We start from the raw sequence: 23,792 nt of genomic DNA, 5'->3' as shown, positions 1-23,792 counted from the left end.
GTGATGCTGAGGAACAATAAACATGGACATTATCTGGCGTGGAATCCTGATTGGGATCGGCGCAACGATCATAATGGACTTGTGGGCATTGATACTGGCAACAATGCCGGGGCAGGCGCGCCCAAATTGGGGGCTGGTCGGTCGGTGGTTCTGGCATCTCCGCCATGGGCAAATTTTTCATGATAATATTTCCGATGCCAAACCCTATAAGCATGAGGTAGCTCTTGGCTGGATTGGGCACTACGCAGTCGGTATTCTTTACGGTGTTATCTTCGCCATCTATGGTGGTGCGGAATGGCTTGCGGACCCGGTCTTTTTGCCGGTTTGGATTTTTGGTATACTGACAGTATCGGCAGGCTGGTTTCTGTTGCAACCCGGCTTGGGAATCGGCTGGGCGGCATCCAAATTGCCGAATGCGCGTAACGTTCGTTTGCTCAATCTTATTGCGCATACGTTTTTTGCGCTTGGCATGTACGGCACGGCCTTGCTGTTGCAAAGTTCATTTCAAACAGTCAGTTAGAGCTATCAAAACCGCTCTCATGAGCTGTCTTTTTTGAATCTGTTTCAAATATTTCCCGGCAAATCAGTGACTGGCGCGTGGCGAGATCTCAGTCCACACTAAATCATGTCAACAAACTGGCATTCACACGGCAGAACTGTGCTTTTGACCGCGATGGGTGTATGGGGAACATGTCCGACTGCAAATCTGCAGCGGCAACTAACATTATGGCAATCGCATAGGTTGCCTCGGCTCGGGATATTACGAAGCGCAACGTGTTGCGCGTCGCAATTTCACGCGAACTGAGGGGCTAATTGACGGGCGCTTGCCTTGGAGGGACGATGCTCGAAAAGCTGTTCAAATTACAGGAACACGGCACTACGGCGAGAACGGAAATCATTGCCGGCGTGACGACCTTCCTGACGATGTCTTACATCATCTTCGTAAACCCGGATATTTTGTCCACTACAGGTATGGATCGAAACGCCGTCTTTGTTGCCACCTGCCTTGCGGCGGCGCTCGGCTCGATTATCATGGCGCTCGTCGCAAACTGGCCTATCGGTATGGCGCCCGGCATGGGCCTCAATGCCTTCTTCGCTTTCACCGTTGTTGGGGCAATGGGCTTTTCCTGGCAGCAGGCACTTGGTGCCGTTTTCATTTCCGGCATTATCTTCCTGATTTTGACAGTGACAGGTATACGTCGCTGGTTGGTTGAGGGTATCCCGCATTCTCTGCGTAGCGCGATTGCTGCAGGTATCGGTATGTTCCTGGCTCTGATCGGTTTGAAAAGCGCTGGGGTTGTCGTTGGCAACCAGGCAACCTTGGTCGGTCTTGGGGATTTGACCAAAGCTGGCCCGCTGCTGGCGATTGCCGGTTTCTTCATCATCGCTGTGTTGGATGCCCTGAAAGTTCGCGGTGCGATCCTCATCGGTATTCTCGTCGTCACTGTGGCATCGATTGCTCTCGGCATCAGCCAGTTTGGCGGCGTTTTCTCGGCTCCTCCGAGCCTAGCGCCAACCTTCCTTCAGCTTGATGTGATGGGCGCCCTGCATACGGGCATTCTGCACGTGATCCTGGTTTTCGTACTGGTCGAGGTTTTTGATGCCACCGGTACCCTAATCGGTGTGGCAAAGCGCGGCGGCCTGATCGAACCGGGTAAGCCAAACCGTCTTGGACGCGCGCTTTTTGCTGACAGCACGGCAATTCTCGGTGGTTCGCTTCTCGGTACGTCTTCCACGACGGCTTATGTCGAGAGTGCATCGGGGGTTCAGGCTGGCGGTCGCACAGGTCTGACGGCTCTGGTTGTTGCACTGCTGTTCCTCGCAGCCTTGTTCATTTCGCCGCTCGCTGGCTCTGTTCCTGCATATGCGACAGCACCGGCCCTGATCTACGTTGCCTGCTTGATGATGCGTGAGTTGACCGAGATCGAATGGCATGACGTAACGGAAGCTGCACCTGCCGCGCTGACGGCATTGGCTATCCCGTTCACCTATTCCATCGCAAATGGTTTGGCCTTCGGCTTCATCAGCTACGTCGTGCTCAAAGCCTTCACCGGCAAGGCGCGTGACGTACATCTGGCTACCTGGCTGGTTGCAGCACTCTTCGTCATCCGCTTCGCATTCTTTGCGGAGTGACCACAGATGCGTCGGGCTTAAGACAGCCCGGCGCTTTTCTGCAACATCCGGAGGAATAGAACTGTGCAGACAGATGAACTGAAACTGCTTGAAAAGCTGATCGATGTTATCGAGCAGAATGTCATTCCGCTGACTGAACGAGGCGTGGCAGAGGGCAACAAGGTTTTCGGTGCAGCTTTGTTGCGCAAATCGGATCTATCTCTTGTTCTTGCGGAAACCAACAACGAGACTGAAAATCCACTCTGGCATGGTGAAGTGCATACCTTGAAGCGTTTCTACGAAATGCCGGAGAGTGGGCGTCCGGATACGAAAGACATGGTCTTTCTTTCCACTCATGAGCCTTGTTCCATGTGCCTTTCGGCAATTACATGGAGTGGCTTTGACAATTTCTACTACCTGTTCAGTCACGAGGATTCACGAGATGCTTTCTCGATCCCCCACGATTTGAAGATCCTCAAGGAAGTCTTCACGCTGGAGCCGGGTGGATATAACCGTGATAATGCCTTCTGGCATAGTCACTCGATTCCGAAGATGGTTGCCTCCCTGCCTGATGCCGACCGCCAGCGTCTTGGCAAACGACTTGATGCCATTTTCGCCAAATATGACGAATTGTCCGGTACTTATCAGGCAAGCAAAGATGGAAACGCGATTCCTCTCAATTGAGGAGAAATCGTTTTTCATAGTCATACGCCTGAAATAGGCGCGTGCCAGAGGGGATGCGCGATGTCGGATATTCGGCTCGCGCATTTTTCATGTCTGACAGGACGAGCATCATGACCTCTGACCACACAATATCCGCGATTGGCTTCTGCACCCCAACGGGTGACGGCAATTTCAGCACGCTTGAGGGCGCAATCCGCAACATCGTCGAACTTGGTTCGGAAGCTGTAGAATTGTCGCTATATGGCGAGGAAATAATCTCGGGCGGTCGTCTCATTCCGCAACGCGTGGATCGTCTTGTCAATATCACCAGACAGTTTGATACGCGCTACAGTGTCCACGGACAGATCGTTTCCAACTTCATGGATCGCGAGCATCTAGAGTATCAGAAGGCTGTTGTTCGAGCGATGCTCGAACTTTGCGACCGTGTCGGGGCGGAAATTCTGGTTCATCACTCTGGCCATGCTCCCATGCCAGCGCTTTCTCGTATTCATGATCTCGATAAGATGGAACGAGATGCGCTCGCCGAAATGGCGGAGCTTGCAAAGACATATGGCGTCCGGATCGCACTGGAGAATATCTTCGCTATGAGCGACGCTGAATATCGGCAGACACCGGCCCAGGTCGCCGAAACGGTTGCCGTGATCAATCACCCGTCCGTATGTGGATTGATCGACTTCAGCCACGCCTATATTGAATGCACACGCCTGGGTCTGGATTGGCGTCCGCAGATTCGCGCTATGGCGCCTGTGACCGGACATCTACATATACACGACAGTTTTGGTCGCCCTTACACGATGAACAAGTTTTATCATCCTGCGGAAGCAACAGCCCTCGGCATTGGCGATCTGCACCTGCCGATCGGATGGGGCGATATTCCGTGGGAAGAAATTTTCGATGAACTGACTTTCTTGCCCGATACGTTCATGATTATGGAAATCGGAGAAGATCGCTTTAGTACCGAACAAGCCGATAGTCTTGCACGGGCTCGCAAGCTGGCTGAACGAGTTAACAATCGTCTGAAAGCGGCCTGAGTGAAATGAGATGGGCCGCGCAATGAGCGCGGCCTATTCTTTTGGTTCAGGCTTTTACTATTTGCGGATTTCACCGAGCTGCTTTTGTACCGCATCGATGACATCGTCACCGATTTGGGATTTGTACTTGGCATAGATCGGCTGGGATTTCTCGAGCATGCGGGCATGCTCTTCCGGCGAGAGTGTGTTTACCTCCAGGCCCGCTTCCTTGATCTTCTCAAGCGACTTCTGGTTCAGTTCGCGAATGACCTTGCGTTCGATGTCGCGACCGACAACGGCACATTCACGCAAGGCAGCTTGTTCTTCCGGTGAATATGTGTCGAAGATCGGTTTGGAATACAGGAACAGAAACGGTGTATAGGCATGTTTCGTTTCTGTGATGTACTTCTGCACTTCAAAGAATTTTGACGTATCGATTGTGACGTAAGGGTTTTCCTGTGCGTCGATAGCTTTTGTTTCCAGCGCTGAGAAGATTTCACCAAAAGCCATTGGTGTTGCATTGGCACCAAAGTTCTGGAACGTGTCGAGGAAGATGTTGTTCTGCATCACGCGGACTTTCATGCCGCTGAAGTCTTCCCACTTATTGACCGGATGTTTTGAGTTTGAAAGGTTTCGGAAGCCGTTTTCCCAATAGGCAAGATTGACGAGGCCGACGGACGCAAGCTTCTCGTCCATCATCTTGCCAAAGGGGCCATCGACGACGGCGTCCGCTTCTTTATCATTAGCGAAGAGAAATGGCAGATCGAAGACACCGAGCGCGGGAACGATGCCCACGAGCGGCGATGACGATGTGACGACGCCTTCCTGTACACCGGAACGCAGTGCCTGTGTTGCCTGCAGATCACCACCCAGCGCTCCACCCCAGAACGCGGTTATCTTCATCTTGCCACCGGATTTTTCAGCAAGACATTCATTCATCGCCTTGATGCCGTTGCCGACCGGATGGTCCTCGTTAATGCCGTTCGAAACGCGGATGTTGCGATCCTGGAACTCGGCAAATGCAGGTACGGTTAGCGCTCCTGCCACGAGAGCAGTCGTTGCCAGCATAATCAGTTTTCTCATTGAACTCTCCTCCCAGAGTTGATGTTAAACCTAATGAAGCCAGTTCATGGGCACCAGTACGAGACTTGGAAACAGAACCAGCAGGAACAGAACGATCACTTGCGAAATCAGAAACGGATTGACGCCAGCAACCACTTTTCCGAGCGGCACCTTTGAGACGCCGCTCACCACATTCAGCACGACGCCAACCGGCGGCGTGATAAGCCCGATACTGTTATTCATGATAAACAGGACACCGAAATAAGCGGGATCGATGCCTGCCTGCTTAACGATAGGCATCAGGACGGGCGTCAGAATGAGAATTGTCGGTGTGAGGTCCAATGCCGTTCCGACTACAAGCACTAGGATCATGATGGCGAACATCAGCAATTTCGGGCTGTCTATGAGCGGCGCAATATAGCCGCTGATTTCCGCCGGAATGTTCGCTGCCGTTATCAGCCAAGACGATACCAACGCCGAGGCGACAAGAAACATGATGACGGATGTTGTCTTGGCTGCTCGTAAAAAGACGCCATAGAGATCGACGAATCTCAACTCGCGATAGATGAACATGCCAACAAAGAGGGCATAGGCTGCGGCGACTACTGCAGCTTCCGTAGGTGTCATGACACCCATTCGGATGCCACCAAGAATGATGATTGGCATGCCGAGCGCCCATAGTGCACGCCCGGTTGCCTGTAGCCGATCTTTGCCGGATTGCTTGGGCAGTACTTTAAGGTTGTCTTTTCTGACGACAATCTGCCAGGTGAAAAGCAGGGCAATACCCATCATCAGACCTGGCACGATGCCTGCCATGAAAAGCTGAGTTATGGATACATTTGCCGCAACACCGAATACGATCATTGCCATGGACGGCGGGATGACCGGTGCGATGATGCCACCGGCTGCCATCAGTCCGGCTGAGCGTGGGATATTATAGCCTGCTTTCGCCATCATGGGGACGAGGATGGTTGCTAGCGCCGCAGTGTCGGCAGCAGCCGAACCCGATACGCTGGCCATGATGATGGCCGCAAGAATGGCAACGACACCGAGACCGCCGCGAATATGGCCGACGCAGGCTATGGCGAAATCAATGATGCGGCGGGACAAGCCGCCCGAATTCATCAGTTCACCAGCCAGAATGAAGAAAGGGATTGCCAGAAGGGTAAAGGAGTCGACACCGGCAATCATGTTCTGCGCGATGATCTGCGTGTTGAACATTCCCATGTACCACATGAGAACGACACCGCAGAACATAAGCGAAAAGGCGATCGGAACGCCGATTGCCATGGCGCTGAGGAGCGAGCCGACAAATACTACAAGCGTCATGTCGTCTACTCCATCAAATGGTCGAGCGAATGTTCGCCCGCAAAGGTGGCAATTTCCTCATCGGTCAGACGACCGGTAACGGCACGGAGAAAGCGCTCGGCTGCAATGATAAACATCGCGCCGCCGGTGAATAGTCCGACACCGTAAACCCAGATCATTGAAAGCCCGGTGACGGGTGCGACCATGCTGGCGTTGATGTCGAATTGCTTCCATGTGCCCCAGAAGAAAATTGCCGAGCACAACGCGACGATCAGATAGCTGATTGCCATACAGGTAATGCGGCCTTGTCGCCCGAAGCGGGCGACAAGTGACTCGATGCCCAAGTGGCTGTTCTCGCGAAAGGTGAGGACGGCTCCGAGAAACGACACCCAGACGAAGAAATAACGCGCAAGTTCTTCCGATACGGTCAGTCCGGAATTTGCGGCGTAGCGCAAAATCACGTTGACGAAAACCATAATGGCCATGCCAGCAAGGAGGAAGACGAGAATTGCGCCAAGTATCTTGTAGAAGAAGTCTATGGCTTTCGTCATCTGTCCGCCCTCAGACTTTATCAAGCAAATCGCGCGCTTGCAGGTTCTGGATCAGCGCCCTAATGCCAAATGTCCATTCTGGACATTTATCGGTCCGGTCGACCCAGTTGACGAGGCGGCCGAGCTTGGGAGTTGATATCTCCACACGGTCGCCGACTTCGTGGGTGAAACCTTGTCCGGCACCGCGACGGTCCTTGACGGGCGCGAACATCGTGCCGAGGAACAATACCGCACCATCCGGATATTGATGATTGCGGTTCATCATCTGCGATGCGAGGTTTTCGGGATCACGGCTGATCGCCTCCATCGGGCTTTCGCCGGTCATCTCGAAGCCGTCAGCTCCGTGGACAGTCAGCGACAGCTTGAGCTTGCGCAACACATCCATGGTGAATTCGCCATCGAACAGGCGAATAAAGGGACCTATAGCACAGGAAGCATTATTATCCTTGGCTTTGCCAAGCAGGAGAGCGGAACGTCCTTCGACGTCTCTGAGATTGACGTCGTTACCCAGAGTTGCGCCGACAATACGTCCGTCCGAAGTGACGACGAGAACCACTTCCGGTTCAGGATTGTTCCATTGTGAAATCGGTAGAATACCGACGGTCGCACCACAGCCGACGGCGGACATCGGCTGGGATTTAGTGAAAATCTCTGCATCAGGGCCGATGCCCACTTCGAGATACTGGGACCAAAGTCCCATTTCCTGAAGGAGTGCTTTGACACCTGCGGCTTTCTCGGAGCCTGCCGCGACACCTCGCAGATTGTCACCGATGACTGGGGCGAGGCGTTCGCGAATTTCGCGAGCGCGGGAAGGATCACCTTTTGCTTGTTCTTCGATCACCCGTTCAAGCATACTGTCAGCGAAGGTGACGCCCGCCGCTTTGATGGATTGCAAATCGATGGGGGCAAGCAGTTCCCCGCGATCACTGGAAAGAAAATCGTCTACAGAGCCGAGATTTGGAAAGCCTTCTGCATTTTTCAATTCGCTAATCAGTGAATCTCGCTCCAGAAGGCCAGAAACAGTAGCAGACAAGCTGGATAGATCGTGCAAATGACCGCTTTTCACCAATACTGGACAAGGGCCGTTTTCAGCTTTTGACCACACCCGGCCGATCAAAACCGCTGAATGGCTGTCGTCAGGCAAAATTGTCTTTGCTTTCAGTTCACGCTTGTCTTGCACAGATATCCTCCCAATGCATGACCATATCCCACAGGCCATATGTTGTCAGGATGTCTGACAACAATAATACTATTATTAGCAGTCCGGAGTTGAGTCCAGCCTTCAGGTCGTGGTCGCATCAAAAATTAGATCGATCTGTTTTTCTGCGGCTGACCGAGTAGGCCTTGTCCATTTCCGGATTGAGTTCCATGCCGAGGCCCGAACCGGGGGGGACCCTAATCATACCGTTCTTTACTTCAGGCAAAGCCGTGACCAGATCGCGATACCAGGTCTTGTAGAACGCACGAACGCTTTCCTGAATAAATGCATTCGGCGCATTCAGTGACAGGTGCGTCGAAGCGCAGAGGACAACTGGCCCGGTACAGTCATGTGGTGCGACCGGTAGATGCCAAGCTTCCGCCATAGCTGCGATTTTGCGGGCTTCTGAAAGGCCGCCACACCAGCTCAGATCAAGCATGACGACGCCAGCCACACCGGTTTCGAGAAGGTCGCGAAACGCCCAGCGGCTTCCTAAAGTTTCGGAAGCACAGATTGGCGCAATGCTTGCTTCCGCATAACGTTTCAGGCTGCCAAGACTGTCCATCTTGATCGGGTCTTCGTGCCAAAAGGTCTTGAAAGGTGCTAGCTCACGGGCGATCTGCATGGCTGGCAGAAGCTGCCACATGGAATGGAACTCGACCATTATATCCATGCGGTCACCGACAGCCGTGCGGATTTTTTCGAAAGGTTGTAATGCCGCCTTTAGATCAGGCTGAGAGATATACTGCCCGCGGGTCTTTTCCGCTGCCATGTCGAACGGCCAGATTTTCATCGCCGTTATGCCCTCGTCCAGTAACGAGAGTGCAAGTTCGTCTGCCCGGTGCAGGAAGCCATTGAGATCGTCATAATTAGCTCCAGCAGCAGCCAGACCATAATTGGCGGATTGCTGGCCAGTTGCCTTCTTGATGTATTCCGTTCCGGCACAGGTATTATACGTGCGGATGGATTGACGGCTGAAGCCGCCGAGAAGTTGGGCGATCGGCAGGTTTGCAGCCTTGCCGTATAAATCCCACAGGGCGATATCGAAAGCGGAGTTGCCACGCACTTCCGCGCCAGTTGAACGGAAACCGAGATACCCCACAAGATCTGAAGCCAGCAGATCAATCTGCAGCGGATCGCGACCGAGAACGCGCGGCGCGACATATTCGTGCAGATAAGCCTCAACAGTCTCAGACATGAAAAAGGTCTCACCGAGTCCGGTAATCCCTTCGTCTGTGTGAACTTCCACCCACAACAGGTTTGGCCGTTCGGCGATGCGAGTGGTTTCGATTGCGGTGATCTTCATTGCACCTCCCAAATGCAATTGGATTGCCAGCGCGCTAGCCTTTATGGCTCTCGTTAAGCTTTTCGAGATGCAGGAGCAGGGCGCTGTGATCCTTCTCGCCACCGCCTTCCTCCACGAAAGATGCGAAAGCTTCGCGTACGGTCTCGGTCAATGGCAAGCTCAGCGATAGGTCGCTCGCGGTCTGGAGGATCGAATTGAGATCTTTAAGCTGAATGCGCGATGTGCCGCCCGGTTCAAAGTTGCGCTCGATCATCCGCTTGCCGTGCAATTCGAGAATGCGGCTTTCACAGAAACCGCCGCGGATAGCGTCTCGAAATGCGGCGCGCGACCCGCCACCCTTTTCGACCAGGACCATTGCCTCTGCAATCGCTCCGATGGTTACGGCAACAATCTGCTGATTGGCAAGTTTTGCGAGTTGACCGGCACCTGACGGGCCAACGCGGGTAAAGCGCCCCATCGGCTTGAAAACATCGGCTAGGCCAGAGATGACTGCTTCATCTCCTCCGGCCATGATGGCAAGCGTGCCTTCCTGCGCACCCACTACGCCACCGGAAACCGGGGCATCGATATGATCGACGCCTATTGCCGCCAGACGCTTGGCGTGCTCGCGCGCGAAGTCTGGCGAAATTGAACTCATATCGATGACGACGCTGCCTTTTTTCAAGACGGCAGCGGCCCCTTGGTCGAAAAGAACGTCGCGTACCGCCGGACCGTCGGTCAACATCGTGATGATAACATCCGCCGTCTCCACTGCCTCGGTGGCCGATTGAGCGAGTGTGGCACCTTTTTCTGTGAGAGGAGCAGACTTGGCGCTGTTCCGATTCCAGACGGTTACATCAAAGCCGGCATCCAGTAGCCGACTGGCCATTGGTGCGCCCATCAGGCCGGTTCCAAGAAAAGCGATCTTGCGTGTCAAAGCTTGCCTCCCATTTCATCTTCGATGTGAACGCGAATGATCTCATCAAAGGATGTTTCTGCGATGAAGCCAAGAGCCTGTGCGCGTTTTGCTTCGAAACCGGGAGCCCAGCCTGCAACCATACGCATGATCATTTCGTCTGGTTCACGTCGGATCAGACCGACGGCTTTTTCTCCGGCAATGCGACGCAACGCTTCAATCTGCTCGCCTACAGTGGCACTGAGACCAGGCATGGAGAGATTGCGACGTGCTCCAACTGCTTCCGTATCGATGGTGGCTCCATGGATCAGAAAGCCGACGGCTGAGCGTGGTGAAGCATGCCAATGCCGGACATCTTCGGGAACAGGTAAGATTGCTTCCTGCCCGGAGAGCGGCTCACGCAGGATATTGGAGAAGAAGCCGGATGCGGCCTTGTTCGGTTTGCCGGGGCGTATGCAGATCGTCGGCAGGCGAATGCCGATACCGTCAAAAAAGCCGCTCCGGGTGTAGTCCGATAACAGGAGCTCGCTGATTGCCTTCTGCGTACCGTAACTTGTCAACGGGGTGGTGTGAAACTCATCGGGGATCGGGTAGGGGAGCGGAGCACCAAAAACGGCAATAGACGACGTGAAAACCACGCGAGGTTTATAGCCATCGGCAATGTGGGCAAGCCTGATTGCGTCGAACAGATGCCGGGTTCCATCCAGATTGATTCGATATCCTTTATCGAAGTCGACCTCTGCTTCACCGGACACGATTGCTGCGAGGTGAAAGATAACGTCAGGGCGTCCTGACACGATCTTTTGAGCGGTTTCCATGGTGGATATATCCGCTGCGAGAGTATCGACCGATCCTGCAAAGCCGCTCGGACGTTCTGCTGCTACGATATCGATAAGTGTGAGCTCTTCAACTGGGGTTTCCCCGAGATGACCATCGTTTGAAAGACGCTGCGTTAGCTTGCGTCCGACCATACCTGCAGCACCGATGATTGCGATATGCATTTAGAAAGCCTCCTCCCTGCCTTGCAGCCGACCCTATTCGAATGTCTCACGTTGGCTACCACTTCGACACTTATCCGATCTCCCATCAGATTTGTGTTGTAGGGTTGTCTGATAACCTTATATGTAAGCGTTGAAAACAGTTTTCTCCGTCTTGCCACAGGAATGAAACGGAAAAGCCTGTCGCATCTCAAAGACTGTCGTACATCCGCGACAGCACATTGCGCATCGGGAAAGCCAAGAGGATATCATGTACGGTTCGGGGCACATGACCGGAAACAAGCAAACTGATCTCGTTGCTCTTTTGGGCGACGATCTGGTTATGACCGGGCCAAACGACATGCTTGGCTATTGTCGCGACTGGCCGGGAGATGTGGCAAATACGGCGGTTGCCGTCATTCGTCCGCGTTCGACAGAGGATGTTTCTGCTGCGGTTAAAGCCTGCGCCTCACTGGGATTATCCATCATTCCGCAAGGCGGAAATACCGGTCTTGTGCAAGGCGGCGTGCCGGATGGTCAAGATAATCTTGTCATTATAAGCCTTGAGCGAATGAACCGTCTTCGTAAGGTCGATCCGGATGATTTTTCAGCGATTGTGGATGCTGGCTGCATTCTCTCCGAACTGAAAGACAAACTGGCAGCCGAAGGGATGTTTTTTCCATTAGCCCTCGGCGCACAGGGAAGCTGCCGCATCGGGGGAAATGTCAGCACCAATGCCGGCGGCATCAATGTGTTGCGGTACGGCATGACTCGCGAGTTGATCCTGGGACTGGAGGTTGTGCTGCCAGACGGTACGATATTCAATGGTCTTTCGACGCTGAGGAAAGACAATCGCGGCATTGACCTGAAACAGCTATTTATCGGGGCAGAAGGCATTCTGGGAGTGGTGACCGGCGTAGCAGTCAAACTTATGCCCTTGCCGGACAAGGTGGAAACTGCCTTGCTGGGACTCAATTCGCTCGGTGATGCGATTGCACTTTATAGGCGCGCGCGTGTGCACTGCTGTGATTTGATGTCTGCTTTTGAATTCATGCCGCCGGTTGCATTTACATTGGCGCAAGAGGCGATACCAGAGCTTGCCATGCCGCTTGGACAGTACCCCGCCTATGTCTTGATGGAGATTTCAGGTTCGGGGCTGGTCGATATACTATCCTTGATGGAACAGTTTCTCGCTGGCGCAATGGAAGACGGCCTCGTTCTTGACGGAACAATCGCGTCCTCTCGTGCGCAAGGTCAAAATCTCTGGTCATTTCGTGAGGCCATGAATGAGGGGCAGGCGTTACGCGGTAAGCACCTTCGTACCGATATTTCTGTACCGCTTTCAAAACTGGCATCATTCGTTGCCGAAGCTGAACAGGAACTGACCAAGATACTTCCAGATTGTCTCGCCGTTTCTTACGGACATGTCGGCGATGGGAATGTGCATCTCAATGTCATTCCGGAAAGCAATCTCGATGTTGCGACGAAAGACAAGAAGATCAAGCTTGCAAAGGAAACGATCAATGCTGTCCTGGATCGCTATGCGGGTAGCATTAGCGCCGAACACGGCATCGGTCGCTTGAAAAGGGACGATTTCGAAAAGCGTATTGATCCTGCACGACGAAAACTGCTTGAAACTCTCAAGCAGGTCATTGATCCGGATAATATCATGAATCCGGGCTGCCAGCTTTTGCTTGACTCTTCAAAAGGGTGACGACACACCAATCGCACGGGCAATCAGGGAGACTTTATCACTTTGTTTGGTGAAATCAGGCGCAATGAGCAGCTTCCCGGACGCATCGCTTCCGAAATTACGCGGCAGATCAGTGAAGGTAGCCTGCTGCCGGGACAAAAGCTCCCGACAGAACATAATCTCGCACAGAGCTTCGGTGTCAGTCGCTCGGTTGTACGTGAAGCGATTGCCCAATTGCGCAATGAAGGCCTGGTTGAAACTCGACAGGGTGTAGGTGCTTTCGTAACGGAACCCGACCGGCGGCATGCTCTTCGCATAGAGCCTGAAACACTCGCCAATCGTGATAGTTTCCGCAGCCTGTTCCAGTTGCGAATGGCGCTGGAGATAGAAGCTGCCGGGCTCGCGGCAGTGCATCATGACGAACACGACATGATGCAACTTAATGAAGCACTAGCGGAAATGAGCGGCTCGAAAAAATGGACAGATACAGGTATAGCTGCTGATCTCGCATTTCACCGCGCACTCGCTTCCGCAACACATAATGAGTATTTTCCATTGGTCCTCGGTTTCATTGCCGAGAGGATCAATCAGGCAATCAATGCGGCGCGTGCACGAGCGGTGCTTGAACAGATTGTCGAAATCACAATCGATGAGCACACGGCAATCAGGGATGCTATCCATTCACGTGATCCCTTGCGAGCACGTGAAGTGATGCGCCACCACATTGTGCAGGCAGCAAGCCGCGTCGGTCTCAAACTGGAAACTTTCTGATGGCTTCTTCTTTCGAACTTTTCAGTCTGGAAGGGCGCATAGCCCTGATTACTGGTTCCAGCCAGGGCATCGGTTTTGCATTGGCGCGAGGGCTTGCAGAACATGGCGCGACGGTAATCATCAATGGTCGTGATCGGACCAAGGTGGATGCGGCGGTCGCGCTATTGGAAAAAGAGGGCCATACGATCTTTGCATCTGCGTTTGATGTGACGGATGCCGAAGAAGTTCGCGCGGCCATCGATGGGATTGAAGGGGAAATCGGGGCACTCGATATTCTGGTCAATAATGCCGGGATGCAGTATCGCGCCCCGCTCGAAGATTTTCCGATCGAGAAATGGCAACAGCTTCTGGGAACCAATATTTCCAGCGCTTTTTATGCTGGACAGGCGGCTGCACGCCATATGATCGCGCGAGGACGTGGCAAGATAATCAACATTGCTTCGGTTCAAAGTGAACTAGCGCGGCCTTCCATCGCGCCCTATACGGCGACAAAAGGGGCAATCCGTAACCTGACACGCGGCATGGCCACCGATTGGGCCAGACATGGCCTGCAGATCAATGCGATTGCTCCCGGCTATTTCAAGACGCCGCTGAATCAGGCATTGGTTGATAATCCCGAATTTACGGCGTGGCTGGAAAAAAGAACGCCGGCGGGCCGTTGGGGCGATGTGGAAGAGTTGGTCGGCGCTGCGGTATTCCTGAGCGGCGATGCTTCTTCTTTCGTAAATGGACAGGTTTTGCACGTCGATGGCGGCATGACCGCTAGTGTATGAGGAACTGATGCTGCGTATTATCGTTATGGGTGTTTCGGGTTCCGGAAAATCGACCGTCGGTGAGAAAATTGCTGATGCGCTGGCTCTCCCGTTTCTTGAAGGCGACTCCCTGCATCCGAAGTCCAATGTCGATAAGATGTCAGCGGGTATACCTTTACAGGATGAGGATCGCTGGCCTTGGCTCGACAAAATTGGTGAACGTCTAGCGGCCTCGACCGATGGAATTGTCATTTCTTGCTCCGCACTAAAGAAGAGCTATCGTGATCGTCTTCGCTCTGCGGCAGGAGCGCCAGTGCTGTTTGTCTTTCTGGACGGCAGCTTTGAAGTATTGCACGAGCACATGGGGCATCGCACCGGGCATTTCATGCCGGTAACGATGCTGGAAAGCCAGATCGCTACGCTGGAAAGCCCTGTTGGCGAACCGCAGGTTTTCCGCGCAGACATTGCCGAGCCTGTGGAAAAGATAGTCTCCGATAGCGTCGAATGGATACGCTCAGTTCAGCTTTAGCGCTATTTCAGTGGCCAGAAGAACATCAATGTGGGAACCGTTACAATCGCTATGATGATTGATAGTGGGAATCCCAGACGCGGATAATCGCTGAATTTGTAACCGCCCGGTCCCATGACCAGCGTATTGCATTGATGGCCGATTGGTGTGAGGAAATCACAACCCGCGCCGATCGCAACTGCCATCAAAAATGCTTCCGGCTTGAAACCAAGTCCGGAAGCGAAACTTGTTGCGATGGGAGCCATAACAAGCACCGTTGCGGCATTGTTGAGAAATGGTGTCACCATCATTGCGGCCACAAGAATGAGCGCCAATGCACCTGCTGGCGGCAATTGATGGCCGACTGTGGCGAGCCCTTCTGCTATGAGATCTGTGCCGCCGGTTGTTCGTAACGCATCCGAAACAGGGATGAGTGCCGCAAGCATCACTAGAATTGGGCCGTCGATTTCGTCATAGACCTCGTTGAGAGGGATCACCTTAAACAAGAGCATGGCGACGGCAGCGGCAAAGAAAGCGACTGCGACAGGCACAAGGCTTAATGCGGTTGCCCCGATGGCGGCGATCAGAATGGCGAGTGGGATCAATCCACGCCTGACACTGCCGAGCATCAGCTTGCGGCGGGCGAGCGGCAGTAATTCGAACTCTGGCAGGAAGGTGGATAGATTTGCCTGTCTGCCCTGCAACACGATCACATCACCGAAGCGTAGAATGACCTCACTGAGACGTTCGGTAATACGTTCACCCGGTCGGCTGACAGCCAGCAAGTTGAGATCATAGCGCGCGAAAAGGGCAAGTCTCTGGGCTGTCAGTCCGACGAGGCGAGAATTCTTGCCGATAACGGCTTCTACCACCTCGATGTCGGTGGAACCGCTAGTCTCGGAGGGGTCGCGATTTTCGGACAAGGCGAGTTTTCCAGCGCTTATGATCGCATCGAGCGCCTTTGGGTCTCCTTCGAGAAGGACGACATCTCCTTCGGTCAGCATCGTATCGGGAAGTGGTGTCAATCGCTGGTCGTTGCGTATGATGGAAGTCACCATCGCTTCGCCTTCAGCCGCCTTGATGAGATCGGTCACGCGCTTGCCGGTCATCGTCGAAGATTTAGTAATACGTGCTTCGGAGGCGTAATTCTTGATCTTGATTGCCTCGTCCAGCGATACGTTTTCGCGAGTGCGTTGTGGAACGAGCCAATAAAAAAGCGCCAGATAGATGAGCCCTACGGCTGATAGCACTGCACCAACGGGGGTGAAGTCAAACATAGTGAATGGTTCGCCGACCATCTCGCCACGTATACGAGAAACGACGATATTCGGCGAAGTACCTACTTGGGTCATCAAACCGCCGAGCAGTGCACCGAATGCCATGGGCATGAGAAAGGTCGAAGGGGATACGTTGGAGCGGCGCGCGAACTGAAAAGCGACTGGAATCATGATTGCCAGTGCACCGACGTTCTTCACAAAGGCGGAGAGAACGGTAACGACTGCCACCAGAACGACGAGCTGTAGTCTGACGCTGTTCATTTCTGGCAAGAACCGTTGGACAGCCGCTTGCATGAGACCTGAACGTGCAACGCCTGCGCTCACCACCAAGGCACTGCCAACAATGATAACAATGTCATCGCTGAAACCTGAGAAAGCCTGATCAAAGGGGACGACTCCAACAGCTATTGCCAGGAGGAGCGCACAGAGTGCAACCACATCATAACGGAATTTGCCCCAGATAAACGTCCCCATCATGAGTATGATTACTGCAAAGGAGAGTATCTGCTGATGCGTCATCTATCGGAATTTCCTCACAGGCGGAAAAATATTCCACTTCTGTGTAGCGGATAATTTTTAAAACAGAAATCGATTATTATAGCGGGTTGCGCTCCCTTGAGGGCGCAACCCGCTTTGATGTCAATCATTTAAACGCTGACCGTCACCGCCGAAAACATGCACATTTCCTGCTAGGGCACCGACCCTGACGGTCTCGTCGATATTGTGTGCCGAGCGTCCTGCAACGCGGAAAATCAGCGGCTTACCGTCCGGCAAACCAGCGTGGATATAACTTTCTGCGCCGACAAGTTCGACAGCTTCAATCCGGACCGTTGCATTGAAACCATCAGCATCCGGTTCACCATCCTCCAGAATACGGATATCTTCCGGACGAACGCCGATGGTGAAGTTTCCGCCGGGTGTTTTCACTGCATTGCCAGTTTTCCAGCCAGTGGTGTCTTCGCTTTGCAGCAGGTTCATAGACGGCGAGCCGATAAACGTTGCGACGAATGTGGAGGCGGGCTTTTCATAGAGCTCGATCGGTGTGCCGACTTGTTCGATATGGCCCGCATTCAGCACGACGAGACGGTCTGCCATGGTCATGGCTTCCATCTGGTCATGTGTCACGTAAACACTGGTGGTGCCGAGCGAGCGTTGGAGGCGCTTGATCTCTACACGCATCTGCACGCGCAGTTTGGCATCCAGATTGGAAAGCGGTTCATCAAAGAGAAAAGCTGCGGGTTCACGCACAATTGCACGCCCCATGGCAACGCGTTGGCGCTGACCACCGGAAAGTTGGCGCGGCTTACGCTCAAGAAAAGGCTCGATTTCGAGTGCCTTTGCCGCTTTGGCAATGCGACGTTCGATTTCGTCTTTTGGCGTTTTGCGGTTCTTCAGGCCATAGGCAAGATTTTCTCGAACCGTCATATGCGGATAGAGCGCATAATTCTGGAATACCATGGCGATATCGCGTTCTGCAGGTTCAACATCGTTGACCACACGCTCTCCAATAGAGATTGTGCCGGATGTGATGCCTTCCAGACCGGCGATCATGCGCAGAAGAGTGGATTTACCGCAGCCCGAAGGGCCAACCAGCACTACAAATTCGCCGTCGTTAATCTCCAGCGACACGCCTTTGATGACTTCGACATTGCCGCCATAGCTCTTGCGGACGATATCAAGAACGATTTTGCTCATTACTTTTCCGTTTCAACGAGACCTTTGACGAACCAGCGCTGCATCAGCACCACAACGAGGATCGGTGGGATGATAGCTAGAATGGCGGTTACCATGACGTAGTTCCAAGGCGTGGACGCATCGGCCCAATCGACCATACGGCGCAAACCAATGATGATCGTATTCATCTTGGCGTCATTGGTAACAAGCAGTGGCCAGAGATACTGGGTCCATCCGTAAATGAAGAGAATGACGAAAAGCGCTGCAATATTCGTCTTTGAAAGGGGAAGCAGAATATCCCGCATGAACCGGAATGGGCCAGCGTTGTCGATACGCGCTGCTTCAACCAGTTCTCCGGGAATGGTGAGGAAGAACTGGCGGAACAGAAATGTTGCCGTCGCGGACGCCATCAATGGCAGCGTGAGGCCCGCATAGGTGTCGATCAAGCCGAGATCCACAATCACCTTGTAGGTGGGCAGGATACGGACCTCCACCGGGAGCATCAACGTTATGAAGATCATCCAGAAGAAGAACATGCGTAGTGGAAAGCGAAAAAACACAATCGCGAACGCCGACATGAAGGAGATGATGATCTTGCCGACAGCGATGGCCATGGCGACCACGAACGAGTTCCAAAGAAGTCGCTCGAGACTTACGCCGACGACGCGCTCTACACCGCCGAAGATGGCTTCGCCGTAGTTTTCCACGAAATGATCGCCGGGCAACAGCGAGATTGGCGGGCGGATGATCTGGGTCGAAGTCATCGTCGAAGCGACGAAGGTATAGTAGATCGGAAAGGCGACGATAATGATGCCTACGATCAAGATCAGATGGCCGATAAGATTTGAGACTGGGCGTTTTTCTATCATTGTCGCCTCACTCACGAATAATGCACACGCTTCTCGACGAAGCGGAACTGAAAGGCTGTCAAGGCAATAACAATTGCCATCAGAATAACGGACTGTGCCGAAGAAGAGCCGAGGTTCAGGTTGACGAAGCCGTCATTGTAAACCTTATAGACTAGCGTTTCGGTTGCTCTGGCAGGCCCTCCGCCTGTCACAGCATGGATGATGCCGAATGTGTCGAAGAAGGCGTAGACAGTGTTCACAACCAGCAGGAAGAATGATGTGGGTGCGAGAAGTGGAAATACGATAGACCAGAATCGTCGCGATCCTCGCGCGCCATCGATGGCGGCTGCTTCGATTAACGATTTAGGAATTGCCTGTAACCCTGCAACAAAGAACAGAAAGTTATAAGAAATCTGCTTCCATGCGGCTGCGACGACGACGAGGCCCATGGCCTGATTACCGTCAAGCAGAGGATCCCAGGCGATGCCATTGCGGCGCAGAATATAGGCAAAAGTGCCCATCGCCGGGTTGAACATGAATAGCCACAACATGCCTGCAACGGCAGGAGCCACAGCATAAGGCCAGATCAGGAGCGTACGATAAAACGTCTTGCCGCGGATAACGCGATCTGCTGCCGTTGCAAGCAATAATGCTGCACCCATCGCAAGCAGTGCGGTCAGGATATTGAAGACAATGGTTACTCTGAACGAGTGTAGATAGTTGGGGTCAGCCAGAACGGTTGTGAAGTTGGCCAGTCCCACAAATGTAGACTTCAATCCGAATGCGTCTTCACGCATGAAGGACTGATAAATTGCCTGACTGGCTGGCCAGAAGAAAAACACCACTGTCAGAACGATCTGTGGGGCCAGCAGGAAATAGGGCAAGACTTTATTCGGAAAGGTAACTTTCTGCACGGGGAGCTTCCTCGTGGGTCAAGGCCGCCTGCCACAGAGACAGGCGGCGTTGTGTCAATGTGATCGATTACTGAGCTGCGGCAATCGCGTCGTTAGCACGCTTGACGCCGTTTTCGAGTGCTGTTTTCGCATCCTGCTTGCCGCCGAGCATGGCTTCGAATTCTTCGTTCAGAATATCGCGAACCTGCGGCAGGTTGATGAGACGAACACCCTTGGAATTTTCGGTCGGTGCCTTGCCCATCATCTGGAGGATAGGTGTCTCACGGCCCGGATTTTTCTCATAGAAATCCGACTTCTTGGTTTCCTCGTATGCAGCCAGCGTCACAGGCAGATAGCCCGACTTTTCGTGCAGCTTGACCTGGATTTTGGTCTGCGAGAGGAAGTTGAAGAATTCTGCAACGCCCTTGTACTGTTCGTCGCTTAGACCGGCGAAGACCCAGAGAGCTGCGCCGCCAGGGATCGTGTTCTGCGGGCCGTGCCCTTCATAGTAAGGCAGCTGACCGATACCGTAGTTGATGCCGGACTTTACAACATCTCCGAGGCCGCCGGAGGATTCGGTCAACATTGCGCATTCACCGGAGGTGAAAAGCTGCTTGGCTTCCGATGTGCGACCGCCATAGCGGAACGTGCCATCTTTCGCGAGATCGGCAATCGACTGGAAGTGCTGGATGTAGAGCGGTGAATTGATCTCGAGCTTTACATCGGTTCCGCCAAGGCCGTTTTCATTGGTACCATAAGGGACGTTGTTCCAGGCAGCAAAGTTTTCGGTCTGAATCCAAGTCAACCATGTAGAGGTGAAGCCACACGGTGCCGCGCCGCTGGACTTGATCTTCTTAGCTGCTTCGAAAACTTCCGGCCATGTTTTTGGCGGGTTGTTTTCATCGAGGCCTGCCTTCTTGAAGGCGTCCTTGTTGTAATAGAGGATAGGCGACGAGGAATTATACGGGAAAGACAGCATCGTGCCGTCCGGTTTCGAATAGTAAGCGACGATGCCGGGCAAATATTGCGACTTGTCGAACTTGAAGCCGCCCTTTTCCAATACCTCAGCGGCAGGAACCACGGCGCCCTCGGCCGCCATCATAACACCACTACCAGCGTCGAAGACTTGAAGGATTGCAGGCGGCTGTTTTGAACGGAACGCAGCGATGCCGGCATTCAACGTTTCGGGATAAGTGCCCTTATAGACAGGAACGATCTTGTATTCGCTCTGACTTTCGTTGAACTCTTTCGAGAGCTCATTCACCATTTCGTTGTTGGCACCGGTCATGCCGTGCCACCATGCCAGTTCCGTCTGGGCAAATGCCTGCGAACCGATGGTGAGGGCGAGGGCGCTCGTCAGCGCCGAAGTCGTAATCAGACGGATAAGCATGTTTCCTCCTCGAGTGTGAGATTGCATGAACATTCGAGCTCATTGGTAATGGCCTCAAAGTTCCGACATCTGCGGTATATTCATTGCACTTATATGAATGCAATTTTTGCCAAAGGATCAACCTTCGATTCTCCCAATGGCAGAATAAATACGAAAACGATAGCATTCGAAATGAAAAAAAACGAAAGGCAAGTGATAATCGTGGGGAGAACGTGTGTATAATTAAGGCGTTGGGAATGCACCCAAAGCCACTTCTGCATGATGATTGCAGGTTTGCTGGCCGACGGATTGACCAACGCGCCAGACTGAACTGATATATGCCTTTCGAATCTGGTCGACGATTTTATCGAGATGTGTCTTCAACCGGATCGGACATTACCCAATTTGCTGATAGGTGAAGTTATGCCGAGTGACGATCGCAGGAAAAGTCGCGTTACGCTTCTGGATGTGGCACGCCACGCCAATGTGTCGCGCGCGACCGCTTCCCTCGTCATTCGCAAAAGCCCGTTGGTGGGAGCGGCGACGCGCGAGAAAGTAGAAAAATCCCTGCAGGAGCTGGGGTATGTCTACAATATGGGGGCGGCCAGTCTCCGGGTAGAGCGGTCGAATACGGTTGGCGTCATCGTGCCCACTCTCGGCAACCCGTTTTACGGCGAGTTGCTTTCGGGAATAGACAGCGTTGTGGGTGAAGCAGGGCTGGTCGTTCTGCTCGCCAATAGTCACGAGAACTTTGCCAATCAAAGCACTCTCACGCAGCGTATGCGCGAACACGGTGTAGATGGCTTGATCATGTCGCCGACCGCAGAAACGGCACCGGAATTCATCGAGCAGATCGCTGACTGGGGTTTGCCTGTAGTGCAAGTGCTTCGCCATGTGACTGATCGAATTGACTATGCAGGTGTTGATTACGCAGGCGGTATGCGACAGGCGGTCAATCACCTTGCCAGGCTTGGGCATAGAACAATCGCATTCGCTGTACACGAGCCGATTCATTCAGCATATCGCGAGCGTGTCGAAGGGTTTCGCGATGCGATGCAAAAGCAAGGCCTCGATTCCGAGATGATTGTTCGTTTCCCGCATACAATGCCGGAAATTGCCAAAGCAGCTCCAATACTCTTTCAGGACGGTCGGGAGCCGACGGCGGCGATCTGCTTCAACGACGTGATTGCGCTGGGCCTTTCTGCTGGCCTTTATGATTGCGGGAGAAAAATAGGTGAGGATTTTTCCCTGATAGGCTTCGATGACGTAAGCGATGCTGAAGCAACACGCCCGCGCCTGAGTTCCGTGTCAACCCGACCTGTTACTGTTGGCCAAAACGCTGCTCGACTGCTTCTTTCCCGCTTGGCAAATTCGGAAAGGCAGGCAGAGCGGATCGTCAGTGAGACATATTTGCAGGTTAGACAGTCCTGTGGACCGGCAAGAACATCTGTCGTCTAATCCCAATTAATGATTGACGAGCGAGGCTAAACTTATTTAGATCGATCTAAATTTATTGCCGTCGGGAGGAAAAGTCGGCATAATCGGTGTACCGGGAGGTTCAGCATTGTACAATTTCAACTTCGCGCCCGTTTTCGCGTCGATGGATAAGCTGCTTGTCGGTGCATGGCAGACAATTGAGCTTTCCTGCGCTGCAATGGTGCTTGGCTTGATTGTTTCGATTGTCTGCGCCGTTGGTAAGACGTCCGGTCCAAAGCCAGTCCGTTTCATTATTGACGCCTATATCGAAATCATTCGCAACACACCGTTTCTGGTGCAGATTTTCTTCATCTTCTTTGGGTTGCCATCTGCCGGTTTGCGTTTGTCACCCAACAGCGCCGCGCTTCTCGCGCTGGTCGTGAATTTCGGTGCTTATGGTACGGAGATTATTCGTGCTGGCATTGAATCTATTCACAAAGGCCAGGTGGAAGCTGGAACTGCACTCGGTCTCTCCAAGCTGCAGGTCTTCCGCTATGTCATTATGAAACCGGCATTGCGGACGGTCTACCCGTCGCTCACGAGCCAGTTCATCTATCTGATGCTGACTTCAAGTGTTGTCTCCGTGATCTCCGCAAATGAGCTTGCAGCCGCCGGTAACGATCTCCAGTCGGCGACCTTTGCGAGCTTCGAGGTCTATATAGTTATCACGCTCATGTATCTCGTCATGTCCATAGGTTTCTCGGCCATCTTCGCACTGATCGAAAAGCTGGCATTCAAATACCCGTTGAGCCGATAGGAGCAGGCCATGATCAGACCTTTCGGCTGGAACGAATTTCTCATTATCGTCTATGCAGCGCAGTGGACCATTGCTCTTTCAGCTATTGCATTTGTTGGCGGTGGTATCGGAGGATTGCTTGTCGCACTGATGCGTGTTTCGGACGCTCGTGCTCTGCGTTACATCGCGCTCGGCTTCATTCGGCTGTTTCAGGGCACACCACTTCTGATGCAGCTCTTTCTGGTGTTCTTCGGCCTCAATATTTTCGGCCTGGGTATCAATCCGTGGATTGCCGCGACCATCGCACTGACATTGCATGCGAGCGCTTTTCTCGGAGAAATTTGGCGTGGTTGTATTGATGCGGTGCCGCCCGGACAACGCGAAGCGGCAACAGCGCTGGGACTACGCTATTACAATCGCATGCGTTACGTAATCCTGCCACAGGCAGCACGCATTTCGGTTGCGCCAACGGTCGGGTTTCTCGTGCAACTCATAAAAGGCACGTCGCTTGCCGCGATCATCGGTTTTACGGAACTGACGCGACAGGGACAGATCATCAATAACGCGACGTTTAGCCCGTTCATGGTGTTTGGCACGGTGGCGGCTGTCTATTTTGTCCTGTGTTGGCCGCTATCCATTCTGGCACGCCGCATGGAAACGAGGTTTTCTCGCGCTACCGCCCGGTAGTGGTA

General features: G+C 53.2%; 23 protein-coding genes. 11 read left to right on the top strand and 12 right to left on the bottom strand.

Going from position 1 to position 23,792, the window contains the following annotated elements:
- Window positions 1–22: 22 nt before the first annotated feature.
- The 4 genes from F9K94_RS16135 (at window position 23) to F9K94_RS16120 (ending at window position 3,827) form a co-directional block, all read left to right on the top strand.
- Window positions 23–520: a DUF2938 domain-containing protein gene (locus F9K94_RS16135; RefSeq protein WP_151646902.1), complete on the top strand. Its 498-nt coding sequence runs from the start codon at window positions 23–25 to the stop codon at window positions 518–520.
- 320 nt (window positions 521–840) lie between these two features.
- Window positions 841–2,133: an NCS2 family permease gene (locus F9K94_RS16130; protein ID WP_061347091.1), complete on the top strand. Its 1,293-nt coding sequence runs from the start codon at window positions 841–843 to the stop codon at window positions 2,131–2,133.
- A gap of 63 nt (window positions 2,134–2,196) precedes the next feature.
- Complete coding sequence (locus F9K94_RS16125) at window positions 2,197–2,796, top strand: nucleoside deaminase (RefSeq protein WP_104754881.1); 600 nt, start codon at window positions 2,197–2,199, stop codon at window positions 2,794–2,796.
- A 110-nt stretch (window positions 2,797–2,906) separates the two neighbouring features.
- Window positions 2,907–3,827 (top strand): sugar phosphate isomerase/epimerase family protein, encoded by a 921-nt coding sequence (locus F9K94_RS16120; protein WP_151646900.1) that lies wholly within the window; start codon window positions 2,907–2,909, stop codon window positions 3,825–3,827.
- A gap of 57 nt (window positions 3,828–3,884) precedes the next feature.
- On the opposite strand, the gene F9K94_RS16115 is transcribed toward F9K94_RS16120, so the two are convergent.
- The 7 genes from F9K94_RS16115 to denD form a co-directional block, all read right to left on the bottom strand.
- Window positions 3,885–4,889: a TRAP transporter substrate-binding protein gene (locus tag F9K94_RS16115; RefSeq protein WP_061347093.1), complete on the bottom strand. Its 1,005-nt coding sequence runs from the start codon at window positions 4,887–4,889 to the stop codon at window positions 3,885–3,887.
- A 30-nt stretch (window positions 4,890–4,919) separates the two neighbouring features.
- Window positions 4,920–6,197 (bottom strand): TRAP transporter large permease, encoded by a 1,278-nt coding sequence (locus tag F9K94_RS16110; protein WP_151554562.1) that lies wholly within the window; start codon window positions 6,195–6,197, stop codon window positions 4,920–4,922.
- Window positions 6,198–6,202: 5 nt separating this feature from the next.
- Window positions 6,203–6,727 (bottom strand): TRAP transporter small permease, encoded by a 525-nt coding sequence (locus F9K94_RS16105; RefSeq protein WP_151554563.1) that lies wholly within the window; start codon window positions 6,725–6,727, stop codon window positions 6,203–6,205.
- 10 nt (window positions 6,728–6,737) lie between these two features.
- Entirely contained in the window at window positions 6,738–7,946 is a 1,209-nt protein-coding gene (locus F9K94_RS16100) for a fumarylacetoacetate hydrolase family protein (RefSeq protein WP_235920632.1), read from the bottom strand.
- A 79-nt stretch (window positions 7,947–8,025) separates the two neighbouring features.
- Window positions 8,026–9,231 (bottom strand): mandelate racemase/muconate lactonizing enzyme family protein, encoded by a 1,206-nt coding sequence (locus F9K94_RS16095; RefSeq protein ID WP_151646895.1) that lies wholly within the window; start codon window positions 9,229–9,231, stop codon window positions 8,026–8,028.
- A 34-nt stretch (window positions 9,232–9,265) separates the two neighbouring features.
- Window positions 9,266–10,147 carry an NAD(P)-dependent oxidoreductase gene (locus tag F9K94_RS16090; RefSeq protein WP_151646893.1) on the bottom strand — a complete coding sequence of 294 codons (882 nt, stop codon included), beginning with the start codon at window positions 10,145–10,147 and terminating at the stop codon, window positions 9,266–9,268.
- On the bottom strand, window positions 10,144–11,127 hold the full coding sequence (gene denD / locus F9K94_RS16085; RefSeq protein WP_151646891.1) for a D-erythronate dehydrogenase: 984 nt from the start codon (window positions 11,125–11,127) through the stop codon (window positions 10,144–10,146). The genes F9K94_RS16090 and denD overlap by 4 nt, the downstream gene beginning before the upstream one ends.
- A gap of 247 nt (window positions 11,128–11,374) precedes the next feature.
- Here denD and F9K94_RS16080 point away from each other — a divergent pair, with 247 nt between their 5' ends.
- From F9K94_RS16080 to F9K94_RS16065, 4 genes are read left to right on the top strand one after another with little or no spacing between them, the layout of a single operon-like run.
- Window positions 11,375–12,817, top strand: coding sequence for an FAD-binding oxidoreductase (locus F9K94_RS16080; RefSeq protein WP_151646889.1), 1,443 nt, complete (start codon window positions 11,375–11,377; stop codon window positions 12,815–12,817).
- Window positions 12,818–12,859: 42 nt separating this feature from the next.
- On the top strand, window positions 12,860–13,567 hold the full coding sequence (locus tag F9K94_RS16075) for a FadR/GntR family transcriptional regulator (RefSeq protein ID WP_151646887.1): 708 nt from the start codon (window positions 12,860–12,862) through the stop codon (window positions 13,565–13,567).
- Window positions 13,567–14,340, top strand: a complete 774-nt coding sequence (locus F9K94_RS16070) for an SDR family oxidoreductase (RefSeq protein WP_151646885.1) — start codon at window positions 13,567–13,569, stop codon at window positions 14,338–14,340. Before F9K94_RS16075 ends, F9K94_RS16070 begins: the two co-directional genes overlap by 1 nt.
- Before the next feature lie 7 nt (window positions 14,341–14,347).
- The gene (locus F9K94_RS16065) at window positions 14,348–14,848 is read left to right on the top strand and encodes a gluconokinase (RefSeq protein WP_151646883.1); all 501 of its coding nucleotides are present in this window, start codon (window positions 14,348–14,350) and stop codon (window positions 14,846–14,848) included.
- Window positions 14,849–14,850: 2 nt separating this feature from the next.
- On the opposite strand, the gene F9K94_RS16060 is transcribed toward F9K94_RS16065, so the two are convergent.
- From F9K94_RS16060 to ugpB, 5 genes are all read right to left on the bottom strand, one after another.
- A complete protein-coding gene (locus tag F9K94_RS16060) occupies window positions 14,851–16,623 on the bottom strand; it encodes an SLC13 family permease (RefSeq protein ID WP_151646881.1) in 1,773 nt (590 codons plus the stop codon).
- Window positions 16,624–16,743: 120 nt separating this feature from the next.
- Window positions 16,744–17,799, bottom strand: a complete 1,056-nt coding sequence (locus tag F9K94_RS16055; protein ID WP_151646879.1) for a sn-glycerol-3-phosphate import ATP-binding protein UgpC — start codon at window positions 17,797–17,799, stop codon at window positions 16,744–16,746.
- Window positions 17,799–18,647 carry a sn-glycerol-3-phosphate ABC transporter permease UgpE gene (ugpE, locus tag F9K94_RS16050; RefSeq protein WP_061347105.1) on the bottom strand — a complete coding sequence of 283 codons (849 nt, stop codon included), beginning with the start codon at window positions 18,645–18,647 and terminating at the stop codon, window positions 17,799–17,801. Before ugpE ends, F9K94_RS16055 begins: the two co-directional genes overlap by 1 nt.
- Before the next feature lie 11 nt (window positions 18,648–18,658).
- A complete protein-coding gene (ugpA, locus tag F9K94_RS16045) occupies window positions 18,659–19,540 on the bottom strand; it encodes a sn-glycerol-3-phosphate ABC transporter permease UgpA (protein WP_061347106.1) in 882 nt (293 codons plus the stop codon).
- Between the two features lie 67 nt (window positions 19,541–19,607).
- Window positions 19,608–20,909, bottom strand: a complete 1,302-nt coding sequence (ugpB, locus tag F9K94_RS16040; protein ID WP_181394237.1) for a sn-glycerol-3-phosphate ABC transporter substrate-binding protein UgpB — start codon at window positions 20,907–20,909, stop codon at window positions 19,608–19,610.
- A 402-nt stretch (window positions 20,910–21,311) separates the two neighbouring features.
- On the opposite strand from ugpB, the gene F9K94_RS16035 reads away from it, so the two are divergent.
- From F9K94_RS16035 to F9K94_RS16025, 3 genes are all read left to right on the top strand, one after another.
- Window positions 21,312–22,346: a LacI family DNA-binding transcriptional regulator gene (locus tag F9K94_RS16035; RefSeq protein ID WP_151646877.1), complete on the top strand. Its 1,035-nt coding sequence runs from the start codon at window positions 21,312–21,314 to the stop codon at window positions 22,344–22,346.
- 106 nt (window positions 22,347–22,452) lie between these two features.
- Window positions 22,453–23,121 carry an amino acid ABC transporter permease gene (locus F9K94_RS16030; RefSeq protein WP_151554576.1) on the top strand — a complete coding sequence of 223 codons (669 nt, stop codon included), beginning with the start codon at window positions 22,453–22,455 and terminating at the stop codon, window positions 23,119–23,121.
- 9 nt (window positions 23,122–23,130) lie between these two features.
- Window positions 23,131–23,787 carry an amino acid ABC transporter permease gene (locus F9K94_RS16025; RefSeq protein ID WP_151646875.1) on the top strand — a complete coding sequence of 219 codons (657 nt, stop codon included), beginning with the start codon at window positions 23,131–23,133 and terminating at the stop codon, window positions 23,785–23,787.
- The last annotated feature ends 5 nt before the right edge of the window (window positions 23,788–23,792 follow it).

It is taken from the genome of Brucella tritici (assembly GCF_008932285.1).
Taxonomy (GTDB): domain Bacteria; phylum Pseudomonadota; class Alphaproteobacteria; order Rhizobiales; family Rhizobiaceae; genus Brucella; species Brucella tritici.
This window is presented reverse-complemented; position numbering and strand designations above follow the sequence as displayed.